This window comes from Pseudomonas koreensis (assembly GCF_012986595.1).
Classification (GTDB): domain Bacteria; phylum Pseudomonadota; class Gammaproteobacteria; order Pseudomonadales; family Pseudomonadaceae; genus Aquipseudomonas; species Aquipseudomonas koreensis.
Genome location: NZ_JAAQYM010000001.1, coordinates 662217 through 681134 on the forward strand (window position 1 = coordinate 662217; position 18918 = coordinate 681134).

Annotated in this window: 20 protein-coding genes; 5 read left to right on the forward strand and 15 right to left on the reverse strand. The window is 61.4% G+C overall.

The window, feature by feature from the left end:
* Positions 1 to 6: 6 nt before the first annotated feature.
* Positions 7 to 1107 carry an efflux RND transporter periplasmic adaptor subunit gene (locus HBN98_RS03200; protein WP_064586163.1) on the reverse strand — a complete coding sequence of 367 codons (1101 nt, stop codon included), beginning with the start codon at positions 1105 to 1107 and terminating at the stop codon, positions 7 to 9.
* Positions 1108 to 1201: 94 nt separating this feature from the next.
* Here HBN98_RS03200 and HBN98_RS03205 point away from each other — a divergent pair, with 94 nt between their 5' ends.
* On the forward strand, positions 1202 to 1837 hold the full coding sequence (locus HBN98_RS03205; protein WP_064586162.1) for a TetR/AcrR family transcriptional regulator: 636 nt from the start codon (positions 1202 to 1204) through the stop codon (positions 1835 to 1837).
* A gap of 104 nt (positions 1838 to 1941) precedes the next feature.
* On the opposite strand, the gene HBN98_RS03210 is transcribed toward HBN98_RS03205, so the two are convergent.
* Positions 1942 to 2724 (reverse strand): class I SAM-dependent methyltransferase, encoded by a 783-nt coding sequence (locus tag HBN98_RS03210; protein WP_064586161.1) that lies wholly within the window; start codon positions 2722 to 2724, stop codon positions 1942 to 1944.
* Positions 2725 to 2817: 93 nt separating this feature from the next.
* Between HBN98_RS03210 and HBN98_RS03215 the strand changes: the two genes are divergently transcribed.
* Positions 2818 to 3438, forward strand: a complete 621-nt coding sequence (locus HBN98_RS03215; protein ID WP_083369369.1) for an energy transducer TonB — start codon at positions 2818 to 2820, stop codon at positions 3436 to 3438.
* Between the two features lie 4 nt (positions 3439 to 3442).
* Here the strand turns inward: HBN98_RS03215 and HBN98_RS03220 are convergent, their stop codons facing one another.
* The 7 genes from HBN98_RS03220 to ppc form a co-directional block, all read right to left on the reverse strand.
* Complete coding sequence (locus tag HBN98_RS03220) at positions 3443 to 4135, reverse strand: extensin-like domain-containing protein (protein ID WP_083366892.1); 693 nt, start codon at positions 4133 to 4135, stop codon at positions 3443 to 3445.
* Between the two features lie 2 nt (positions 4136 to 4137).
* Positions 4138 to 4959, reverse strand: coding sequence for an isocitrate lyase/PEP mutase family protein (locus HBN98_RS03225; RefSeq protein ID WP_083366893.1), 822 nt, complete (start codon positions 4957 to 4959; stop codon positions 4138 to 4140).
* Positions 4960 to 4988: 29 nt separating this feature from the next.
* Entirely contained in the window at positions 4989 to 5849 is an 861-nt protein-coding gene (locus HBN98_RS03230) for a DUF72 domain-containing protein (RefSeq protein WP_083366894.1), read from the reverse strand.
* A complete protein-coding gene (locus HBN98_RS03235; RefSeq protein ID WP_003222071.1) occupies positions 5849 to 6157 on the reverse strand; it encodes a hypothetical protein in 309 nt (102 codons plus the stop codon). Before HBN98_RS03235 ends, HBN98_RS03230 begins: the two co-directional genes overlap by 1 nt.
* A gap of 275 nt (positions 6158 to 6432) precedes the next feature.
* Positions 6433 to 7107, reverse strand: coding sequence for a tRNA (adenosine(37)-N6)-threonylcarbamoyltransferase complex dimerization subunit type 1 TsaB (gene tsaB, locus HBN98_RS03240; RefSeq protein ID WP_083366895.1), 675 nt, complete (start codon positions 7105 to 7107; stop codon positions 6433 to 6435).
* Positions 7108 to 7200: 93 nt separating this feature from the next.
* On the reverse strand, positions 7201 to 7848 hold the full coding sequence (adk, locus tag HBN98_RS03245; RefSeq protein WP_003222067.1) for an adenylate kinase: 648 nt from the start codon (positions 7846 to 7848) through the stop codon (positions 7201 to 7203).
* 289 nt (positions 7849 to 8137) lie between these two features.
* On the reverse strand, positions 8138 to 10768 hold the full coding sequence (ppc, locus tag HBN98_RS03250; protein ID WP_083366896.1) for a phosphoenolpyruvate carboxylase: 2631 nt from the start codon (positions 10766 to 10768) through the stop codon (positions 8138 to 8140).
* 212 nt (positions 10769 to 10980) lie between these two features.
* Here ppc and HBN98_RS03255 point away from each other — a divergent pair, with 212 nt between their 5' ends.
* From HBN98_RS03255 to lptF, 3 genes are all read left to right on the forward strand, one after another.
* Positions 10981 to 11325, forward strand: a complete 345-nt coding sequence (locus tag HBN98_RS03255; protein WP_064586154.1) for a hypothetical protein — start codon at positions 10981 to 10983, stop codon at positions 11323 to 11325.
* A gap of 365 nt (positions 11326 to 11690) precedes the next feature.
* Positions 11691 to 12095, forward strand: a complete 405-nt coding sequence (locus tag HBN98_RS03260) for a DUF4398 domain-containing protein (protein ID WP_007964219.1) — start codon at positions 11691 to 11693, stop codon at positions 12093 to 12095.
* 56 nt (positions 12096 to 12151) lie between these two features.
* Positions 12152 to 12940, forward strand: a complete 789-nt coding sequence (gene lptF / locus HBN98_RS03265) for a lipotoxin F family OmpA-related lipoprotein LptF (RefSeq protein WP_041063276.1) — start codon at positions 12152 to 12154, stop codon at positions 12938 to 12940.
* Between the two features lie 143 nt (positions 12941 to 13083).
* Here the strand turns inward: lptF and HBN98_RS03270 are convergent, their stop codons facing one another.
* From HBN98_RS03270 to lysS, 6 genes are all read right to left on the reverse strand, one after another.
* Positions 13084 to 13413, reverse strand: coding sequence for a PA3694 family proteiin (locus HBN98_RS03270; RefSeq protein WP_083366897.1), 330 nt, complete (start codon positions 13411 to 13413; stop codon positions 13084 to 13086).
* Entirely contained in the window at positions 13410 to 14315 is a 906-nt protein-coding gene (locus tag HBN98_RS03275; RefSeq protein WP_064586152.1) for an alpha/beta hydrolase, read from the reverse strand. Before HBN98_RS03275 ends, HBN98_RS03270 begins: the two co-directional genes overlap by 4 nt.
* Before the next feature lie 154 nt (positions 14316 to 14469).
* On the reverse strand, positions 14470 to 15747 hold the full coding sequence (locus HBN98_RS03280; RefSeq protein WP_003222055.1) for a flavohemoglobin expression-modulating QEGLA motif protein: 1278 nt from the start codon (positions 15745 to 15747) through the stop codon (positions 14470 to 14472).
* 33 nt (positions 15748 to 15780) lie between these two features.
* A complete protein-coding gene (locus HBN98_RS03285; RefSeq protein WP_083366898.1) occupies positions 15781 to 16338 on the reverse strand; it encodes a hypothetical protein in 558 nt (185 codons plus the stop codon).
* Between the two features lie 149 nt (positions 16339 to 16487).
* A complete protein-coding gene (locus HBN98_RS03290) occupies positions 16488 to 17201 on the reverse strand; it encodes a TetR/AcrR family transcriptional regulator (RefSeq protein ID WP_064586150.1) in 714 nt (237 codons plus the stop codon).
* A 105-nt stretch (positions 17202 to 17306) separates the two neighbouring features.
* On the reverse strand, positions 17307 to 18809 hold the full coding sequence (gene lysS / locus HBN98_RS03295) for a lysine--tRNA ligase (RefSeq protein WP_083366899.1): 1503 nt from the start codon (positions 18807 to 18809) through the stop codon (positions 17307 to 17309).
* Positions 18810 to 18918: the final 109 nt, after the last annotated feature.

An 18918-nucleotide genomic window follows, 5' to 3' on the forward strand; every position in this document is an offset into this window, starting at 1 on the left:
CGGGGGTTACTCCTTGTCCGCCAGATGAACGGCACGATTGGAGCGATCCACCGGACGCACCTGCTGACCTTCGAGCAACACGTGAACGCCGGCGGCGACCACCCAGTCGCTGGCGCTCAGGCCTTCGAGCACCGGGACACTTTTCTCGCCGAACGGGCCGACGCGCACCGGGGTCTTTTTCAAGGTGTTGTTGGCGCTGACGACCCAGACGTAGGTCGCGCCGTTTTCCGCGGTCAGCGCAGAGAGCGGCACTGACAACGGCACGGCATCGGCCGACTGAACAAACACCCGGGCGCTCTGACCGAGTTCGGCCGGGACCTTGCCGCTGGTGAACGCGATGCGCGCAGCGAAGGTGCGGGATTTCGGATCGGCCGCCGGCGACAGCTCACGGATCTGCCCGGCGAAGCGCTGGTTCTGCTGGGTCCACAATTCAACAGTCACGGGCTGCCCGACCTTGAAGCGCCCGAAGCTCTGCTCCGGCAGGCTGATCGACACTTCGCGCTCGCCATCAGTGGCGAGGGTGAACACGGTTTGCCCGGCAGCGACCACTTGCCCGACTTCCACCGCACGCTTGGCCACCACGCCATCCTGCGGGGCGCGCAGCACGGCGTAGCTGGCCTGGTTGGTCGAGACGTTGAATTCGGCTTTGATCTGCTTGAGCCGGGCTTCGCCGGAGCGATAGAGGTTTTCCGCGTTGTCGTAGGCGGAACGGCTGACCATCTGCCGCTCCATCAAGGTTTTGTAGCGGTCACGCTCGGCGCGCACCAGGTTCAGATTGGCTTCGGCAGCGGCGACCTGTGCACGGGTGGCTTCCAATTGCAGGCGCACGTCCTGCGGATCGAGTTCGGCCAGTGGCTGATCGGCCTTCACCCGCTGACCTTCTTCGACCAGTCGTCGGCTGACTTTGCCGCCGATGCGGAACGCCAGATCCGGTTCGTAGCGGGCACGAACCTCCCCCGGATAACTTTCCATCGCCTGCGCCGAAGGCTCTGGCTGCACCACCATGGCCGGTCGAATGCTGACTTGCGCCGCCTCTTCCTGACCGCATGCGGACAATAAAAAGGCCAGGCTGACTGGCACGGCAAAGGACAACGCATGGCGGAACATGGTGACGGACCTTTCGCTAATGGTGCTTGGAATATTTATACTGGCCGGTATGGTATTAATAGCAAACTCACCAGTCCAGTATTAAAAGCGAAGAATGTCGAACAATCTTGCAGCTCCAAACGGCCCGGGCCGTCCGAAGGATCCGGCCAAGCGCCGGGCGATCCTCGATGCGGCGAAAACCCTGTTTCTGAGTCACGGCTACGCCAACACCAGCATGGACGCGGTCGCCGCCGAGGCCGGCGTGTCGAAGTTGACCGTTTACAGCCATTTCAACGACAAGGAAACCCTGTTCTCCTCGGCCGTGATGGCCAAATGCGAGGAGCAGTTACCGCCGCTGTTCTTCGAATTGCCCGCCGGCATCGCCGTGGAAAATGTGTTGCTGAACATTGCGCGGGGCTTTCACCAACTGATCAACAGCGATGAGTCGGTGAATCTGCACCGTTTGATGATGGCACTGGGGACGCAGGACCCGAAGCTGTCGCAGATCTTTTTCGAGGCCGGCCCCGAGCGCATGGTGCAAGGGATGGAGCGGCTGCTGAAGCGCATCGACGAGACCGGCGCGCTGAGCATCGACCAGCCACGCAACGCGGCCGAGCATTTCTTCTGCCTGATCAAGGGCGCGGGGAATTTTCGCTTGCTGTATTGCTGCGGTGAGCCGCTGAGCGAAGAAGCTGCAGAGAGTCATGTGCAGGAGGTGGTGGGGTTGTTTATGCGGGCTTACAAACCCTAGAGATTTGGTGTTTGGTCTGGCCCCTTCGCGAGCAGGCTCGCTCCCACATTGGAATGCATTTCAAAGGTGGGAGCGAGCCTGCTCGCGAAGGGGGCGACTCGGATTCAGGGCTTGAGCGCTTTCTTCGGGTAGATGTCATACCGACTGGATTTGCCATCCAGTGCATGGCTCGGCTTCGGCCCTTCGATACACGGTGCCTTGCGCGGGCGCTTGACCACCACGCGGTGCGTCGCCAGTGCCAGCGCCGCCTCCAGCAGCGCCGGCGCATCCGGATCATCCCCGACCAGCGGCCGGAACAGGCGCATCTCTTTCTTCACCAGCGCCGTCTTCTCGCGATGCGGGAACATCGGGTCGAGGTAGATCACCTGTGGCGGCTCGCCCTCCCAGTTGCGCATGACCTCGATCGAGTTGCCCTTGAGCAACGTCATCCGCGCGACAATCGGCGCCACGTCGAAATCTGCCGCCGCCCGCGCCAGACCGTCCTCGAGCAACGCACCGATCAGCGGCTGCCGCTCGATCAGGCTCATCTCGCAGCCCAGACTGGCCAGCACGAACGCATCCTTGCCCAACCCCGCCGTAGCGTCCAGCACCCGTGGACGCACGCCCTGAGCGATGCCGACCGCCTTGGCGATCATCTGCCCGCTGCCGCCACCGTACAGACGCCGGTGCGCCGCACCGCCCTCGACGAAATCGACCCGCACCGGCCCCGGTGCATCCGGGCCGAGCTGTTGCAGCTGCAAACCCTGCTCGCCCAGTTGCAGGGCGAACTCGCCGTCGGCCACTTGCATCGGCAGGCCCAGACGCTCGGCCCACTGCTCGGCTTGCGCTTCAAACGTCGGGCTCAAGGCCTGGACATGGATGCGGCAGGCCGCGGGTTGCTCAATCATGAAAACACGCTCAAAAAAGTTAAGGATCGGCAAAAAGTGGCCGATAAACCAATCAACGCGCATTTTGCCAGAGCTGAGCGTCAACCGAAAAAAATGTCAGGCATTCTTCCCACATCGATTGGCTACATCTCGCCCCATGGCGACTTTAGCCGTCATAACACTCAAGCACTGAGCGGCGTCAGTCACCTGTGGCAGGATTTCTTTGCCCAGGCCCTAGCCGAACAGACGAGTGATGTGGTGCCGGCCTGTGGCACGTTTCCGCCGGTTGACCTGAACAGCCCGGAAGAACCGACCCTGGGCAGCGAGCTGCACGCACACATCGTCGAGCAACGTCAGTGTGATGTGGTCGACACCGAAGTGCGTCCGCCGGAGCCGCTGTTCCTGCCGATCGCCGAGTTCGAAATGGAACTGCTGGACAAGCCATTCCCACCATTCCCGCCAGAAGAAATCCAGGCTCAACAACTGCAGCAGGATTTCGACAGCAGCTGGGTCCGCCCGATTGTGGTCAACAACGGTCAGCCTGCGCCAGAGCCTGGCCCGGCACCGCAGAAAAAGCCGCTGTACCTGCCGATTGCCGAATTCGACCTCGACCTGCTGCAGAAGCCTAACCCGCCGTTCCCGCCGGAAGAAATCGTCGAGCAGCAGAAAGCGCTGGACTTCGATAACGGCTGGGCACGCCCGATCGTCCTGCAGAACCTGCGCCTCGCCGCCTGATCCCTCAGCGACACACGCTCCAGCGTCCGACATCGACATGAAAGTGATTGCGATGGGCGGCGTTGTAATCCGGGCTCAACACCACACTGAACGCCTCGCAGGCGCCGTCGCGCACCTGCCGCAGAAACTGTGCGTCCTGATTTTGTTTCGGCCAATCCTTGAGCACACTGATGCTGCGTCCGTCCGCCAGACGAAAACCGGCGATGTCCAGCGCATCGGCACTGGCGTGACGGCTGAGCGCCCCGCTCTCACGGTTATAGACGTTGCGGCAGGCAAAGCTGCCGAGGTGCTCGAGCCGCGCCACTCGCTGACCGTAAACAGACTGTGCGGCAGGTTGCAGGGTATGCCGTTCAAACATCGCGTAAGCCACTACCAGCGGACAACTGGCGAGGAAGCTGCTGCTCAGCGCCACTTCGCCGCCCTGCACGCGCACGACGCCGATCAGCGGGCACTTGGCGTCAGGGCTGTCGGCTTGCGCTGTGACACGCAGCCCCGAGTGGCTCAGTACCTCTGCGCATAACTCGGGATTGCCGCGCAGGCGCATCAGTTTGAAACCGGTCAGCCAGTTCGGCGCGGCCTTCACGTCCAGCGGCGCCCACGGATTCCACTCGGTCGGCACGTCGAGCCAACCGCGCCAGACACTGACCACGGCCCCGGCGATGATCAGCAGTATCGACAGCGCGATCCAGCGACCCACGCTCAGCCTTGGAAAAACTGGTTGGCCTTGGCGTACGGCATCGATTGGGAGGTGAAGCCAAAGGTGCCGCTGTGCTGTATCTCTTCAGCCGCACGGAAAAACTCGCCGAACGCCGCCAGCGCCAAGGCCGAACCGGTACTGATGCGCCGCACGCCCATTTCTTCCAGCTCCTGCACCGTCAGTTGCAAACCACCGGACATCAACACGTTGACTGGTTTCGGCGCCACTGCGCGCACCACCGCCAGCACTTCTTCGGCATTGCGCAGACCCGGCGCGTACAACACGTCGGCGCCGGCCTCGGCAAAGGCCTGCAGGCGGCGAATGGTGTCGTGGATATCGGGGTTGCCGTGCAGGTAGTTTTCGGCGCGGGCGGTCAGGGTGAAGGGAAATGGCAGCGTGCGCACAGCAGCGACGGCGGCTTCGATGCGCGCCACGGCGTGCTCGAAGCAATAGATCGGCGCGTCGGCACGGCCCGTGGCGTCCTCGATCGAACCGCCTACCGCGCCCGCTTCGGCGGCGCGCAACAGGCTTTTCGCGCACTCGCCCGGGTCATCGGCAAAACCGTTTTCCAGATCCACCGCCACCGGCAGATCGGTCGCCGCAACAATCGCCCGGACATTGGCCAGAGTCTCATCGAGACTCAAGGCGCCGTCGGCCTTGCCTTGGGAAAACGCATAACCGGCGCTGGTGGTCGCCAACGCCGGATAGCCCAGGCTGGCGAGCATCTTCGCGGAGCCTGCATCCCATGGATTGGGCATGACGAAAATCCGCGATTGCTCATGCAGGGCTTTGAAGGCTTGGGCTTTACGGGTTTGCGCATCCATTGGCGAACTCCTGGCAGTAGTCATCCGCCTCAGAGCAGGCCAAGTTGCTCGGCGGCGGGTTCTCTGTATAGCTCAGGCAGGGATGGCAGGCCAGGCAAACGTTGCATCAATTGTGCGTGAAAACGTTGCGCCAGCTTCGCCGCCATGATGTTGTCGGCGGTGTGCAGGAAGATGTACGGCGTGCGACCCTCTTCGATCCACTCGGCGATTTTCGACACCCACGGCACCAGGAACGGGTCGTTGGCCTCAAGCTCGGGATGGCCGATGAAACGCACCTGCGGGCATTGGGTGAACGCCGCTGGACGGGTCGGCACCCGGGGCTTTTTCGATTGCGCGTGGATCACCGACGACTCGGTCGACAGGCAACTGAACAACGCCCGTGGATCGAGGCAGATGCGCTCCACTCCGCGCTCCAGCAGCAGGCGATTGAGCAGGCGCTCGCTCTCGCCCTTGGCGAAGAACTGCTCGTGGCGCACTTCCACCGCCAGTGGCCGGTCCAGCGCGTCGATGAACGCAGTCAGCTCGGGCAGCCGATGCGGGGTAAAGCTTTTCGACAGTTGCAGCCATAGCGGCGAGACACGTTCGCCGAGCGGGCTGAGCAGGTTGACGAAGGTTTCGGCGGCGGTCAGTTGATCGCGCAGGTCACCGCTGTGGCTGATGTCGCCGGGGAATTTGGCGGTGAAGCGAAAGTGTTCGGGCATGGTCTCGGCCCAACGCTGCACGGTGGCCGGCGAGGGGCTGGCGTAGAAGGTCGTGTTGCCTTCCACGGCGTTGAACACTTGCGAATAGAGACTGAGAAAATCGGAGGTCTTGGCGTCCTCGGGGTACAGATACTCGCGCCAGGCGTTTTCGCTCCAGGACGGGCAACCGAGGTAGTAAGGCAGCGCCATCAGATGTACAGATCGAGGCCCAGCACATCCGCATCCCAATCGACAAAACCGGCGGTGCTCAGGTAGCTGGCCAGGGCCATCGCTACGCTTTTGCTCATGGCGCGGTGATAAATCATGTCTTGCTGACGGGCGGGCAGATTAGCGAGGCGTTGTGCGGAGGCTTTGGCAGCACGGGCGGCCAGTTGCTCTTCGGTCGGGAATTCCAGCTCGCCGTCGATATCGTCGACGGACTCATCCAGCGCCACGTTGCCTTTGCGAGGCTTGCGCTTGATGGGGTAAGACTGAGAGGAAAGGCCGTCTATACGCATAAGTTCATGCTCGGTATCGATGATGGCAATTTAGCGGCACCTGACCGACTTAGCAAACTGCCGAGTGATAACTAGAACACATAAAGCGAAAAAGGTTTAAAGCGCGGGGTTGGAAACTGACGATTGGCGGCCCCGTGAGGGTTCGCAGAAGGCTTTTGTGGTGAGGGGATTTATCCCCGATGGGGCGCAAAGCGGCCCCAAAATCAGCGGCTGCTTCGCAGCCTATCGGGGATAAATCCCCTCACCACAGAAGCTTCCCCACTAGAAGTAAGGCCTCAGCGAGCCTTGGGCGTGGCGACCTTATCGCGCAGATAAACCGGTTGCGCATCATCGGCCGGGATCGACTCGCCGCGTTCCCAGGCAAACCGCGCCAGGGTCAGCAGGTCTTCAGCGTGAGGCAGCATGCCGGCGTCCTGACCGGACAGACTGACCGCGATCCGCTCGCCATAACCCCAACCGGTACCGGCACCGAACCATTCGCCGCTGGCATCGGCCGGCAGCGCCGCCACTTCCGGTGGCAGTACCGCTTCGGCACCGACCAGACGCATCTCGCCGGCCGTCGCGCGGTAGCAGCCCCAATACACTTCATCCATCCGCGCATCGATGGCCGCCGCGACCTGGCTCACGCCGTGTTCGCGATACGCACGCTGCGCCAGCACCGCCAGGTTCGACACCGGCAACACCGGACGATCCAGGGCAAACGCCAAGCCCTGCACCACACCGATGGCGATCCGCACGCCGGTGAACGCGCCCGGACCACGCCCAAATGCGATGGCGTCCACCGCTTGCAGCGTAGTGCCGGCGTCGGCCAGCAATTGCTGGATCATCGGCAGCAGCTTCTGCGCGTGCAGACGCGGGATCACCTCGTAATGGCTCGTGACCTTGCCGTCATGCAGCAAGGCAACGGAGCAAGCTTCGGTCGCGGTGTCCAGGGCCAGCAAGGTGCTCATCGATGTATCCAAAACAGGTGGGAGAAAAAGTGCGTCAGTATAAACAACTACGGCCCGCAAGCGGGCCGTGGATGATGCAGCCAATCAGCTTTTTCAGCTCAGCGCTTCGAGCACCTTGGCGGTGATCGCTTCGACCGAACCAACGCCCGGGATGTGGCTGTACTTCGGCTTGCCGTTGGCAGCGGAAAGCTTCTGGTAGAAATCCACCAGTGGCTTGGTCTGCGAATGGTAAACCGACAGGCGATGACGCACGGTTTCTTCGGTGTCGTCCTTGCGCTGCACCAGATCGTCGCCGGTGACGTCGTCCTTGCCAGCCACTTTCGGCGGGTTGTAGACGATGTGGTAAACGCGGCCGCTGGCCTCGTGAACGCGACGACCGGCAATGCGCTGAACGATTTCTTCGTCTTCAACAGCGATTTCAACCACAGCGTCCAGCTCGACACCGGCAGTTACCAATGCTTCGGCCTGTGGAATGGTGCGCGGGAAACCGTCGAACAGAAAGCCGTTGGCGCAGTCTGGTTGAGCGATGCGATCCTGCACCAGCGCGATGATCAGGTCATCCGACACCAGGCCGCCGGCATCCATGATGCTCTTGGCTTGAACGCCCAGTGGAGTGCCAGCCTTGACCGCTGCACGCAGCATGTCGCCGGTGGAGATTTGCGGAATGCCGAATTTCTCGGTGATGAACTTAGCCTGAGTACCTTTACCGGCCCCGGGAGCTCCCAGCAGAATGACGCGCATCGATGTGCTCCTCAATTTTTTATATAGAAAACAACGGGATTCGCCTCTTTGGGCCAATCTCAAAAAACGGGTCGTGGCCGCACAAACGGCCAAAGGCTGATCAAGATACACAGCAGGCTGCGCCCACACAAGACGCCAAAAGTCGGAGAAACCGGCGCCCGCCGCGACCTTGCGACGCGGTAACCCAAGTCGCAACCCCATCATTAACTGTCGCCTGCCCGCACGTTCTGCCTGTGTACAAAGCGGCACCCGGCCTGTGCACCGGGTGCCTGACGCCACCGCAAGAACCTTAGCCGGTATTGCGCAAACCGGCGGCAATCCCCGCCACAGACACCAGCAGCGCCTGCTCCACCGGGCTGCCCTGCTCGACATCCTGCTGCCGTGAACGAGCCAACAGTTCGGCCTGCAATAGATGAAGCGGGTCGAGGTAGGTGTTGCGCAGACGGATGAATTCCAGGGTGTCGGGGCTATGTGCCAGCAGCTGCGACTGGCCGGTCAAGCCGAGCACCACCGCGCACGCCTGCGACAATAGGTCGCGTAACTGCGCGCCCAACGGCAGCAGGTCCGGCTCGACCAGACGCTGATCGTAGGACAGCGCAATGTCGGCGTCGGCCTTGGCCAGGACCATTTCCAGCATGTCGATGCGCGTGCGGAAGAACGGCCATTGTTCGCGCATCTGCCCGAGCAGTTCGCCTTCACCCCGCTCCAGCGCCTTGCTCAATGCAGTTTCCCAACCGAGCCAGGCCGGCAACATCAGGCGGGTCTGGGTCCAGCCGAAGATCCACGGAATCGCCCGCAGGCTTTCGATGCCGCCGGCGCGGCGTTTGGCCGGGCGGCTGCCCAACGGCAAGCGCCCCAATTCCTGCTCCGGCGTGGACTGGCGAAAGTACTCGACGAACTGTGGATTCTCCCGCACCACGGCGCGATACGCGGCGACGCCGTCGGCGGCCAGTTCATCCATCAGGTGCCGCCACTCGGGCGTCGGTGGTGGCGGCGGCAACAGCGTCGCTTCGAGCACGGCGGCCAGATACAGGTTGAGGTTCTGCTCGGCGATGTCCGGCAGGCCGAATTTGAATCGAATCATTTCCCCCTGCTCGGTGGTGCGGAAGCGCCCCGCCACCGACCCCGGTGGCTGCGACAGGATCGCCGCGTGCGCCGGGCCGCCGCCACGGCCCACGGTGCCACCGCGACCGTGGAACAGCAGCAGTTCGACTTGCTGTTCACGACAGATGTCCACCAAGCGTTCTTGCGCCCGGTATTGTGCCCATGCCGCCGCCGTGGTGCCGGCGTCCTTGGCCGAGTCGGAATACCCGATCATCACTTCCTGCGGCCCCTGCAACCTGGCGCGATACCCCGGCAGCAGCAACAGACGCTCCATCACCGGCCCGGCGTTGTCGAGGTCGGCGAGGGTTTCAAACAGCGGCACCACGCGCATCGGCCGCAACACCCCGGACTCTTTGAGCAGCAGTTGCACGGCCAGCACGTCGGAGGCGGCGCCCGCCATCGAGATCACGTAAGAACCCAACGAAGCGCTCGGTGCGGCAGCGATTTCCTTGCAAGTGGCGAGCACTTCGGCGGTGTCGGCGGACGGTTTGAAATGCGCCGGCAGCAGTGGCCGGCGATTGCTCAATTCGCGGGTCAGGAAACTGATGCGTTGTTCTTCGTCCCAGTCTTCGTAGCGACCGAGGCCGAGGTAATCGGTGATTTCGGTCATCGCCGAACTGTGCCGCGTCGAGTCCTGGCGCACATCGAGGCGCACCAGGAACAGGCCGAAGGTCACTGCCCGGCGCAGGCAATCGAGCAACGGCCCGTCGGCGATCACGCCCATGCCGCACTCGTGCAGCGAGTTGAAGCACAGCTCCAGCGGATCGAGCAGGTCGCGGTTGTTGTGCAACACGTCGGCCGGTGCCGGTGTGCTGGCGCTGAGCGACGCCTGCGCCCAGTTGCGCGTGGCACGCAGGCGTTCGCGCAATTGCTTGAGCACCGCACGATAAGGTTCGGCACTGTCACCGGCCTTGGCCTTGAGCGCGTCGCTGGCCTGCTGCATCGACAGTTCGGCAGCAAGATGATCGACATCGCGCAAGTACAGATCGGCAGCCATCCAGCGCGCCAGCAACAGCACTTCGCGGGTCACCGCAGCGGTGACGTTGGGATTGCCGTCACGGTCGCCGCCCATCCACGAAGCAAAGCGAATCGGCGCCGCCTCCAGCGGCAAACGCAGGCCGGTGGCGGCGAACAACGCCTGATCGGCCTTGCGCATGTGGTTGGGAATCGCCTGCCACAGCGAATGTTCGATCACCGCAAAACCCCACTTGGCTTCATCGACCGGGGTCGGTCGGGTGCGGCGGATTTCTTCGGTGTGCCAGGCTTCGGCGATCAGCCGTTGCAGGGTCTTGTGGATCTGTTCGCGCTCGGCGCTGGTCAGGTCGCGATGATCCTGCGCGGCGAGTTGCGCAGCGATCGCGTCGTACTTCTGGATCAGCGTGCGCCGCGCCACTTCGGTCGGGTGCGCGGTCAGCACCAGTTCGATTTCCAGACGCGCCAGTTGCCGGGCCAGAGATTCGGCGCTGTGGCCTTCGTTGCGCAGGCGGGCGAGCAGTTCCGGGAGCACGCGGGACTCGAACGGCGCCGGCTGCGACGCTTCGCGGCGGTGAATCAGCTGATACTGCTCGGCGATGTTGGCCAGATTGAGGAACTGGTTGAACGCCCGCGCCACCGGGAGCAATTCGTCTTCGCTCAACTGGTTGAGGCTGGCGCTCAGTTCGGCGTCCATCGAACCGCGCCGGTCAGCCTTGGCGCCCTTGCGAATCTGCTCGATCTTGTCGAGAAATTCCTCGCCGTACTGGTCGCGGATGGTATTGCCCAACAGCTCACCCAGCAGGTGAACGTCCTCGCGCAAGCGTGCATCAATATCGGTCATCAGCAGTTCTCCAGCGGTAATCGGGACGGCTCAGAAACGAATGCTTTGCCCAGAGAGTGCCGCTCTACGGCGCTTCTTACAAGCAGACGACGAAGGGACTTTAAACCTTGTGGCTTGAAGCTAGTCTCAACAGTAAGCCGTACAACGGCTTGCCGCCGGCCCCGCCGGACACTCACCCAGGCCTGCCACGAGCAGGCACGAATGAGGTCATCATGAAAATCCGTGAACTCGCCCAGCATTGGGAAGAAAACGCCAAGGGTCGCCTGACCGACACCGGCTACACGATTCATCTGGACGTCGAGGCCGCCGCGCGGCTGGCGGCGATTGCCGAGATGTACCCCAAACGCCACCCCGAAGAACTGCTCGGCGAACTGATCGGCGCCGCGCTTGAAGAGTTCGAGGCGAGCCTGCCGTATGTGAAAGGCTCGACCGTGGTCGCCACCGATGAAGAAGGCGATCCGCTGTACGAAGACGTCGGCCCGACCCCGCGTTTTCTGGCGCTGTCGAGGCGGCATCTGCAGGATCTGTCGACGGCTACCGGTAAACAGAAACACTGACACAACATAGATCAACTGTAGGAGTGAGCCTGCTCGCGATAGCGGTGTGTCAGTGGCTATTGATGCTGACTGACACACCGCTATCGCGAGCAGGCTCACTCCTACAGGGCTCGTGTTTCCTGTTGAAAAGTTGTCTGATTTTCCCCGCGCGTACCTCTGCGAACCGCCAAAGTTCCCGGTTTAGAGCCTTGTCCGTTTAGTCAAAAAAATTTGCGGCGATGGGCCATCTTTTCTGAACTTTTGAAAAACGCCTCCGGTCGGAAGCTGTAACCACGCCTGGAACGAGCGTTTCAAAAACGCGCTTTTACACGACGCTTGCGGCTCCTCGACCAGGATGGATTTTCGGTTTTATCAGGAGTTAAACAATGGAGTTGAAGACCATGAAGACCCAAACCTCGTTCTCTCACCTGCGCGGTCTGAAACTGGCTGCTCTGGCAATCGGCACCAGCTTCGTGCTGGCCGGTTGCGCGGGTAACCCACCGACCGAGCAGTACGCTGTGACCCAATCGGCAGTCAACAGCGCCGTGAGCGCCGGCGGTACCGAGTTCGCTGCAGTGGAAATGAAGCAGGCTCAGGACAAGCTCAAGCAAGCCGAAATCGCCATGCACGACAAGAAGTATGAGCAAGCACGCACCCTCGCCGAGCAGGCTGAATGGGATGCTCGCGTAGCAGAACGCAAGGCTCAGGCCGCCAAGGCCGAACAGGCTGTCAAGGATTCCCAGAAAGGTGTTCAGGAACTGCGTCAGGAAAGTCAGCGCACCGTGCAGTAAGCGCGCATCCCGAATCGCAAAGCTGAAACTTTTATCGATAGAAAGGACGACAAATTATGCGTAAGCAACTGATGATCCCCGCTCTCCTGGCTGCAAGCGTTGCCCTGGCTGCCTGCTCCACCCCGCCTAACCCGAACCTGGAACAGGCACGCACCAACTACGCCGGCCTGCAGGCCAACCCACAGGCCAGCAAAGTCGCTGCCCTGGAAACCAAAGACGCGAGCGATTACCTGGACAAAGCCGACAAGGCTTACCTGGACAAGCAAGACGCGGCCAAGGTTGACCAACTGGCTTACCTGACCAACCAGCGCGTGGAAGTGGCCAAGCAGACCATCGCCCTGCGCACCGCTGAAAACAACCTGAAGAACGCTGCCGCGCAACGTGCCCAGGCGCGTCTGGACGCTCGCGACCAGCAGATCAAACAGCTGCAGCAGAGCCTGAACGCCAAGCAGACCGATCGCGGTACGCTGGTGACTTTCGGTGACGTGCTGTTCGCCACCAACAAGGCCGACCTGAAATCCAGCGGTCTGGTGAACATCAACAAACTGGCGCAATTCCTCCAGGAAAACCCTGATCGCAAAGTGATCGTCGAGGGTTACACCGACAGCACCGGCGCGGCTTCGTACAACCAGTCGCTGTCCGAGCGTCGTGCGACTTCCGTACAAGTTGCACTGATCAAGATGGGCGTAGATCCTTCGCGCATCGTGGTTCAGGGTTATGGCAAGGAATACCCGGTTGCCGATAACGGCAGCGTGTCCGGCCGTGCAATGAACCGTCGTGTGGAAGTGACCATTTCCAACGACAACCAGCCAGTGGTGCCACGTTCGGCAGTCAGCTCGAACTAAACAGCACGCGGTAACGTAAAAGCCCCGCCTGACTCAGTCAGGCGGGGCTTTTTTGTTGAAGATCAAAAGATCGCAGCCTGCGGCAGCTCCTACATCGGAACGCGATCCCTGTAGGAGCTGCCGCAGGCTGCGATCTTTTGCTTTTAAGGTTCGAGTTTTTGTGGGGTTTCCTGCCCCATGCAGCGCACGGCTTTTTTCTGCGCATTGATCAACACACCGGTCAAACCCTTCTGCTCGGTATCAAACAACACCAGCACGCCATCGATGCACTGCGCCACTTGCGGCGCCGGGTCCAGCGAGACCTTGTAGTCTTCGCCCGGCACGGTCTTGAGCATGGTGAATTCGTTGAGCAGCAGCGCATCCTCGGGTTTGGCGAAGTGCAGGTAACCGTAGTACCACAGCGCCCCGACGGTGCCGAGGATGCTGCAGATACCGGTGATGATCAGCGGGATGGCGTTACGTTCTTCACTCATTGCGGACTCTCATCTTCAGAATTCGGAGATTGCGGATAATTCGGGATCTCGCCGAGGCGGCGCAGGCCGTTGAAATGTTCGGGGTCTTCCAGATAACGCAGCATCACCTGGCGCCAGACCGGGTCACCGAAGGTCTGCACGTGGCCGCCACGGGTCAATTGCAGCACCCGTGGTGGTGGCGCCGCTTGATACAGGCGGATGCCATTGGCAAGCGGTACCAGCGGGTCGTCGATGCTGTGAAAGATCAGTTTCGGCACGCCCTTGAGCTGCGGCATCGAGTTGATGGCGCTGTCGCCGTCCGGCACCAGCCATGACAGCGGCACCTGAAACGGCCAGGTCAGCCATGAAGTGCTGAGGGCGTACTGGCCGACGCTGCGATAGCTGGCGGGCACACCGTCGAGCACGAAGGCTTTGAGTTGTTTCTGCCGCTGCGGATGCTGCGCCAGCCAATGCACCGCCATCGAGCCGCCGAGGCTCTGGCCGAGCAGGATCAGCGGCTTGCCTTTGACTTCCGGCGCCTGGTCCAGCCAGGCGAACGCGGCGTCGATGTCCTGATAGATCGCCGGCAGACTCGGCTCGCCTTCGGACAGGCCATAACCGCGATAGTCCACCAGCAGCACTTGATAGCCGTTTTTCGGCAACCACCAACTGCCGCCGAGGTGCATCGGCAGATTGCCGCCGTTGCCGTGCAGGTGCAGCACCGTGCCTTTGACCTCGACACCAGGTTTGGCCGGCAGCCACCAGGCATTCAGCTTGAGGCCGTCGGCCGTGGTCAGGGTGACGGTGCGGTATTGGAGTTTGGCTTTTTCCGGGGTGAAGATCTGGCCCGGTTCGGGGTAGAACAACAACGAACTGCAACCGCCGAGGGTCAGGAGCAGGCAAAAAATGCCGAGGATTCTCATCCGGTGAAACCTCGCAAAAGATTCGGGTTGGAATACAGTCAAAAACTGTAGGAGTGAGCCTGCTCGCGATAGCGGTGAATCAGACAACATCAATGTTGAATGCTCCAATTGCTATCGCGAGCAGGCTCACTCCTACAGGGGGTTAGTGTGTGGTCTAGAGGATATTCGAATAATCCGCCTCGATCCGGTCCAGGCTCAAATGATTGAGGAAGTTGGAGAAGCACATCCACGCCGACAGCGCGTTCATGTCGCGGAACTGTTCCGGCAGATACTTCGGTGGCACCACCAAGCCTTCATCCACCAACTGCCGCAGGGTGCGCATGTCCTCCAGCGTGGTCTTGCCGCAGAACAGCAGCGGCACCTGTTCAAGCTTGCCCTTGCGCACGGCCAACTGAATGTAGTTGTAAACCATGATAAAGCCCTTGAGGTAGGACAAGTCTTTGGTGAATGGCAGACCGGTCGGGGTCGAGCCGCGGAACACCCGACTGGCGTTGCCGTAGCTTTCGGCCATTTCGAAGCCCTGCTCGCGGAAGAACTCGAACACCTGCAAAAAGTCCGCGCCCTCCTCGACCATGTGAATGGCGCGAGTGCGGTTGGTCAGTTTGCGCAGGCGACTCGGGTAGGAAGCGAAGGTGATGATTTCCATCAGGATCGCCAGGCCTTCCTGCGTCACCGTCGACGAAGGCGGGCCTTTGGACAGGAAAGTGCAGATCGGCTGGTTCAAGCCATTGAGCGTGGTGCCGACGTGCACCAGGCCTTCGTGGACTTCCAGTGCACGCACATCGCGGTCGTTGAACAGCGCGTCAGTGCGGATCTTGATGTAATCGGCGCCCGCCGCCGCGTCGGCAACGATGCCGTCGGACTCGAACACGCGGATGGTTTCCTCGGCCTCGCCGAACACCTTGTTCAAGCGCGTTTGCAGCAGGTGCACGGCGTCCTTGGCAGTGAGGATTTTCGGCTCGTCCTTCAGGTCGCCACGGCCGTCGATGTTGTTCAGGTAGTCGGACATCATCAGGCCGAGGTCGGCCAGGGTCGGGTCGCCGGCGTGGAACGCATCGGAGGCGGCGCCATAGAGTTCCTGGGAGATCAGGCCGAAATCCTCGGTGCCGCGCGCTTCAAGCATGCGCACCACCATCCGGTATTCCTTGCACATGCGCCGCATGATCTGCCCGACCGGATTGAACTGACCGAGCTGACGGGTGATGTCGCGCTCGATATTCTGGAATTCCAGTTTGACCTTGCTCGAATCGAAGGACAGCGGTCGATTGAGGTAGTAGTCGCGATCCACCGCCGGCATTTCCTTGCCCTTGGCCTTGAGAAAGCCCTTGCGGATGTTCTCGTCCCATTTCACCGCATCGAGGACGCGGATCGGTGTCTGCGCCAGCACAATGCGATCGGACAGCGTGCGTATCGTCTGCTGGTAATCGTCCACCCGAAACTCCTGTAGAAAACGTGACGTACTGAATTATTTGGCGCGGGCCTGGCGCTGATAGCGCGCGGCCTCGACGAACACATCGGAATTGGCCGGATCGTCGAGGTAAGCAAAGACTTTGTCGAGACGGCTGTCGACCTGTACACCGTCACCATCGTCGTCAGTCTGGAAAGACTGGCCGTCGAGGGCTTGCTGCTTGATCGCCTGATTGATCTGCTCGAGGTCGAGGTTGTACACCACCAGTTCGTGTTTGTCGGTCAGTTCGAAACCGGCAATGGTGTACTGCCCGCCATAACGCGCCGGCACTTTCGCCGACAGGTACCAGCGACTGCCATGGTGCGACACGGTGAACGGATACGCCTCGCGCTCGTGGGGTCTGGCCTTGAACCAGGTGACGGCCTGATAGCGATCGGGGCCGACCCGGGTCAACTCAAGGTTCATCGGCTCGCCCCAGGCATTGGTGCTCGCCCATTTGCCCAGCAGCCCCTTGGGCGCGGGCTCGCTGGCGGGCAGCGGGTCCTTGAAGGTCACCAGACAACCGCTGAGCAGCAGGAACGACAGGGCGATCAGCACGCCACGCCAGGCTTTCATTCAACACTCCCTATGAATACACGCCGCCCTCACGGTGATTGCGTTCTCCTGTAGGAGTGAGCCTGCTCGCGATAGCGGATTTGCATTCAACACTTTAGTTGTCTGATACACCGCTATCGCGAGCAGGCTCACTCATACAAGGGATTGCGTTACACCGACGCGAGCACCAAGTGCATATACCGCGTCAGAATCCCGAGCATGTCCTGTTCGGCCAAAGGCTCGGCTTCGTTGAGCAGGCCCTGATATTCCATCCGTCCGATAATCGCCGTCAACACTTTGGCATCCTGCTGCGGTTCGCGCGAGCCCAGCACCTGGAACAACTGGCAGGTGCCCTGCAGCAGAATCTGCTGATGAGAGCGCACCAGATCCGCCAGACGCGGGTTGAGCAGCGCTTCCTGGCGGAACGCCTGCTCGGCCATCAGATGCTCGCGACGATTGACCAGTTGCCGGTGCACATAGTCGGCCATCAGCCGTGCGATATCGTCCGCCAGCTGCGAGCGCGACGCGGGGCTGCCGTCGCCACTGACCACCATCTCGCGCAACAGGCCTTCGTTGTTGTTCCACAGCTTGGCCATGTAGGCCGCGCTGCGTTCGACGTATTGGGCAAAGGTATCGGTGAGCAGGTCATCGATGTCCTTGAAGTAATAGGTGGTGGCCGACAGCGGCACGCCGGCCTCCGCGGCCACGGCCCGGTGGCGCACGGCGCGCACGCCGTCGCGCACGACAATGCGCATCGCCGCGTCGAGAATGTCCTGTCGACGCTGCTCACTGCCCTGTCGGCTGGCCTTGCGGCCCTGGTACTGAACACTTTCAGCGACCGCAGTGGCGATACCCGCTGCACCTTCTTGAGCGATTGCAACCATCACGACTGGACTTCCTCTGCTATTGCAAAATTAACCAATTGATACATTTGTACCAGACAGGCAATAAAAAGCCGCCTGTTTTAGGCGGCTTTTTAACTGAAACGTTTACGCTTGCGGTCGCATGTGCGGGAACAGGATCACATCGCGGATCGACGGCGAGTTGGTCAGCAACATCACCAGACGGTCGATACCGATCCCTTCACCGGCCGTTGGCGGCATGCCGTACTCCAGCGCACGCACGAAGTCGGCGTCGTAGTGCATGGCTTCGTCGTCGCCGGCGTCCTTGTCGGCCACCTGCGCCATGAAACGCTCGGCCTGGTCTTCCGCGTCGTTCAACTCGGAGTAGGCGTTGGCGATTTCACGGCCGCCGATGAACAGCTCGAAACGGTCGGTGACGTTCGGGTTCTCGTCGTTGCGACGGGCCAGCGGCGACACTTCGAACGGGTACTGAGTGATGAAGTGCGGCTGCTCCAGCTTGTGCTCGACCAGCTCTTCGAAAATCATCACCTGCAGCTTGCCCAGACCTTCGAAGCCCAGCACCTTGGCGCCGGCCTTCTTGGCGATGGCGCGTGCCTTGTCGATGTCGTTCAGGTCGTCTGCGGTCAGCTCAGGGTTGTACTTGAGGATCGAGTCGAACACCGACAGGCGGGCGAACGGCTCGCCGAAGTGGAACACCTTGTCGCCGTACGGCACGTCGGTGCTGCCCAAAACCAGTTGCGCCAGTTCACGGAACAGTTCTTCAGTCAGGTCCATGTTGTCTTCGTAGTCGGCGTAAGCCTGGTAGAACTCCAACATGGTGAATTCCGGGTTGTGACGCGTCGAAACACCTTCGTTACGGAAGTTGCGGTTGATCTCGAACACTTTTTCGAAACCACCCACCACCAGACGCTTGAGGTACAGCTCAGGGGCGATACGCAGGAACATTTCCATGTCCAGCGCGTTGTGGTGGGTTTCGAACGGCTTGGCCGCAGCGCCGCCCGGGATGGTCTGCAGCATCGGCGTTTCGACTTCCAGGAAGTCGCGCTTCATCAGGAAGCTGCGGATGTGCGCGATCACTTGCGAACGCACGCGGAAGGTCTGGCGCACGTCTTCGTTGACGATCAGGTCAACGTAACGCTGACGGTAGCGCTGTTCGGTGTCGGTCAGGCCGTGGTGCTTGTCCGGCAGCGGGCGCAGCGACTTGGTCAGCAGGCGCACGTGGGTCATTTCGACGTACAGGTCGCCCTTGCCGGAACGCGCCAGGGTGCCTTCAGCGGCAATGATGTCGCCCATGTCCCAGGTCTTGACGGCGGCCAGGGTGTCTTCGGACAGGGTTTTACGGTTGACGTAGACCTGGATGCGACCGGTCATGTCCTGGATCACCATGAACGAGCCACGGTTGAGCATGATGCGACCGGCAACCTTGACCGGGATTGCAGCCTCGGCCAGCTCTTCCCTGGTCTTGTCCGCGTATTGCTTCTGCAGATCTTCGCAGTAGTTTTCGCGGCGGAAGTCGTTCGGGAAAGCGTTGCCCTTGGCGCGCTCGGCAGCCAGCTTTTCCTTGCGCAGGGCGATCAGGGAGTTTTCTTCCTGTTGCAGGGCTTGCGGGTCGAGTTGTTGGTCGCTCATGTCTTTAGATATTCCATCAGGTTCGTTGCCCCCGGGCCTGGCGGCCCGGGAATCGCCAGCAGGGCTGGCTCCTACAGGGATCGCGTTGCATCAGCGATCCTGTGTGCGT

Bases quoted from the DNA above. Each gene is read 5' to 3' on its own strand.
- HBN98_RS03225 (WP_083366893.1), bottom strand. From the start codon at position 4,959: ATGGATGCGCAAACCCGTAAAGCCCAAGCCTTCAAAGCCCTGCATGAG.
- HBN98_RS03255 (WP_064586154.1), top strand. From the start codon at position 10,981: ATGAAAATCCGTGAACTCGCCCAGCATTGGGAAGAAAACGCCAAGGGT.
- ppc (WP_083366896.1), bottom strand. From the start codon at position 10,768: ATGACCGATATTGATGCACGCTTGCGCGAGGACGTTCACCTGCTGGGT.
- HBN98_RS03215 (WP_083369369.1), top strand. From the start codon at position 2,818: ATGTCAGGCATTCTTCCCACATCGATTGGCTACATCTCGCCCCATGGC.
- HBN98_RS03290 (WP_064586150.1), bottom strand. From the start codon at position 17,201: ATGGTTGCAATCGCTCAAGAAGGTGCAGCGGGTATCGCCACTGCGGTC.
- HBN98_RS03200 (WP_064586163.1), bottom strand. From the start codon at position 1,107: ATGTTCCGCCATGCGTTGTCCTTTGCCGTGCCAGTCAGCCTGGCCTTT.
- HBN98_RS03285 (WP_083366898.1), bottom strand. From the start codon at position 16,338: ATGAAAGCCTGGCGTGGCGTGCTGATCGCCCTGTCGTTCCTGCTGCTC.
- lysS (WP_083366899.1), bottom strand. From the start codon at position 18,809: ATGAGCGACCAACAACTCGACCCGCAAGCCCTGCAACAGGAAGAAAAC.
- lptF (WP_041063276.1), top strand. From the start codon at position 12,152: ATGCGTAAGCAACTGATGATCCCCGCTCTCCTGGCTGCAAGCGTTGCC.
- HBN98_RS03235 (WP_003222071.1), bottom strand. From the start codon at position 6,157: ATGCGTATAGACGGCCTTTCCTCTCAGTCTTACCCCATCAAGCGCAAG.
- adk (WP_003222067.1), bottom strand. From the start codon at position 7,848: ATGCGCGTCATTCTGCTGGGAGCTCCCGGGGCCGGTAAAGGTACTCAG.
- HBN98_RS03275 (WP_064586152.1), bottom strand. From the start codon at position 14,315: ATGAGAATCCTCGGCATTTTTTGCCTGCTCCTGACCCTCGGCGGTTGC.
- HBN98_RS03210 (WP_064586161.1), bottom strand. From the start codon at position 2,724: ATGATTGAGCAACCCGCGGCCTGCCGCATCCATGTCCAGGCCTTGAGC.
- HBN98_RS03230 (WP_083366894.1), bottom strand. From the start codon at position 5,849: ATGGCGCTGCCTTACTACCTCGGTTGCCCGTCCTGGAGCGAAAACGCC.
- HBN98_RS03205 (WP_064586162.1), top strand. From the start codon at position 1,202: ATGTCGAACAATCTTGCAGCTCCAAACGGCCCGGGCCGTCCGAAGGAT.
- HBN98_RS03260 (WP_007964219.1), top strand. From the start codon at position 11,691: ATGGAGTTGAAGACCATGAAGACCCAAACCTCGTTCTCTCACCTGCGC.
- tsaB (WP_083366895.1), bottom strand. From the start codon at position 7,107: ATGAGCACCTTGCTGGCCCTGGACACCGCGACCGAAGCTTGCTCCGTT.
- HBN98_RS03270 (WP_083366897.1), bottom strand. From the start codon at position 13,413: ATGAGTGAAGAACGTAACGCCATCCCGCTGATCATCACCGGTATCTGC.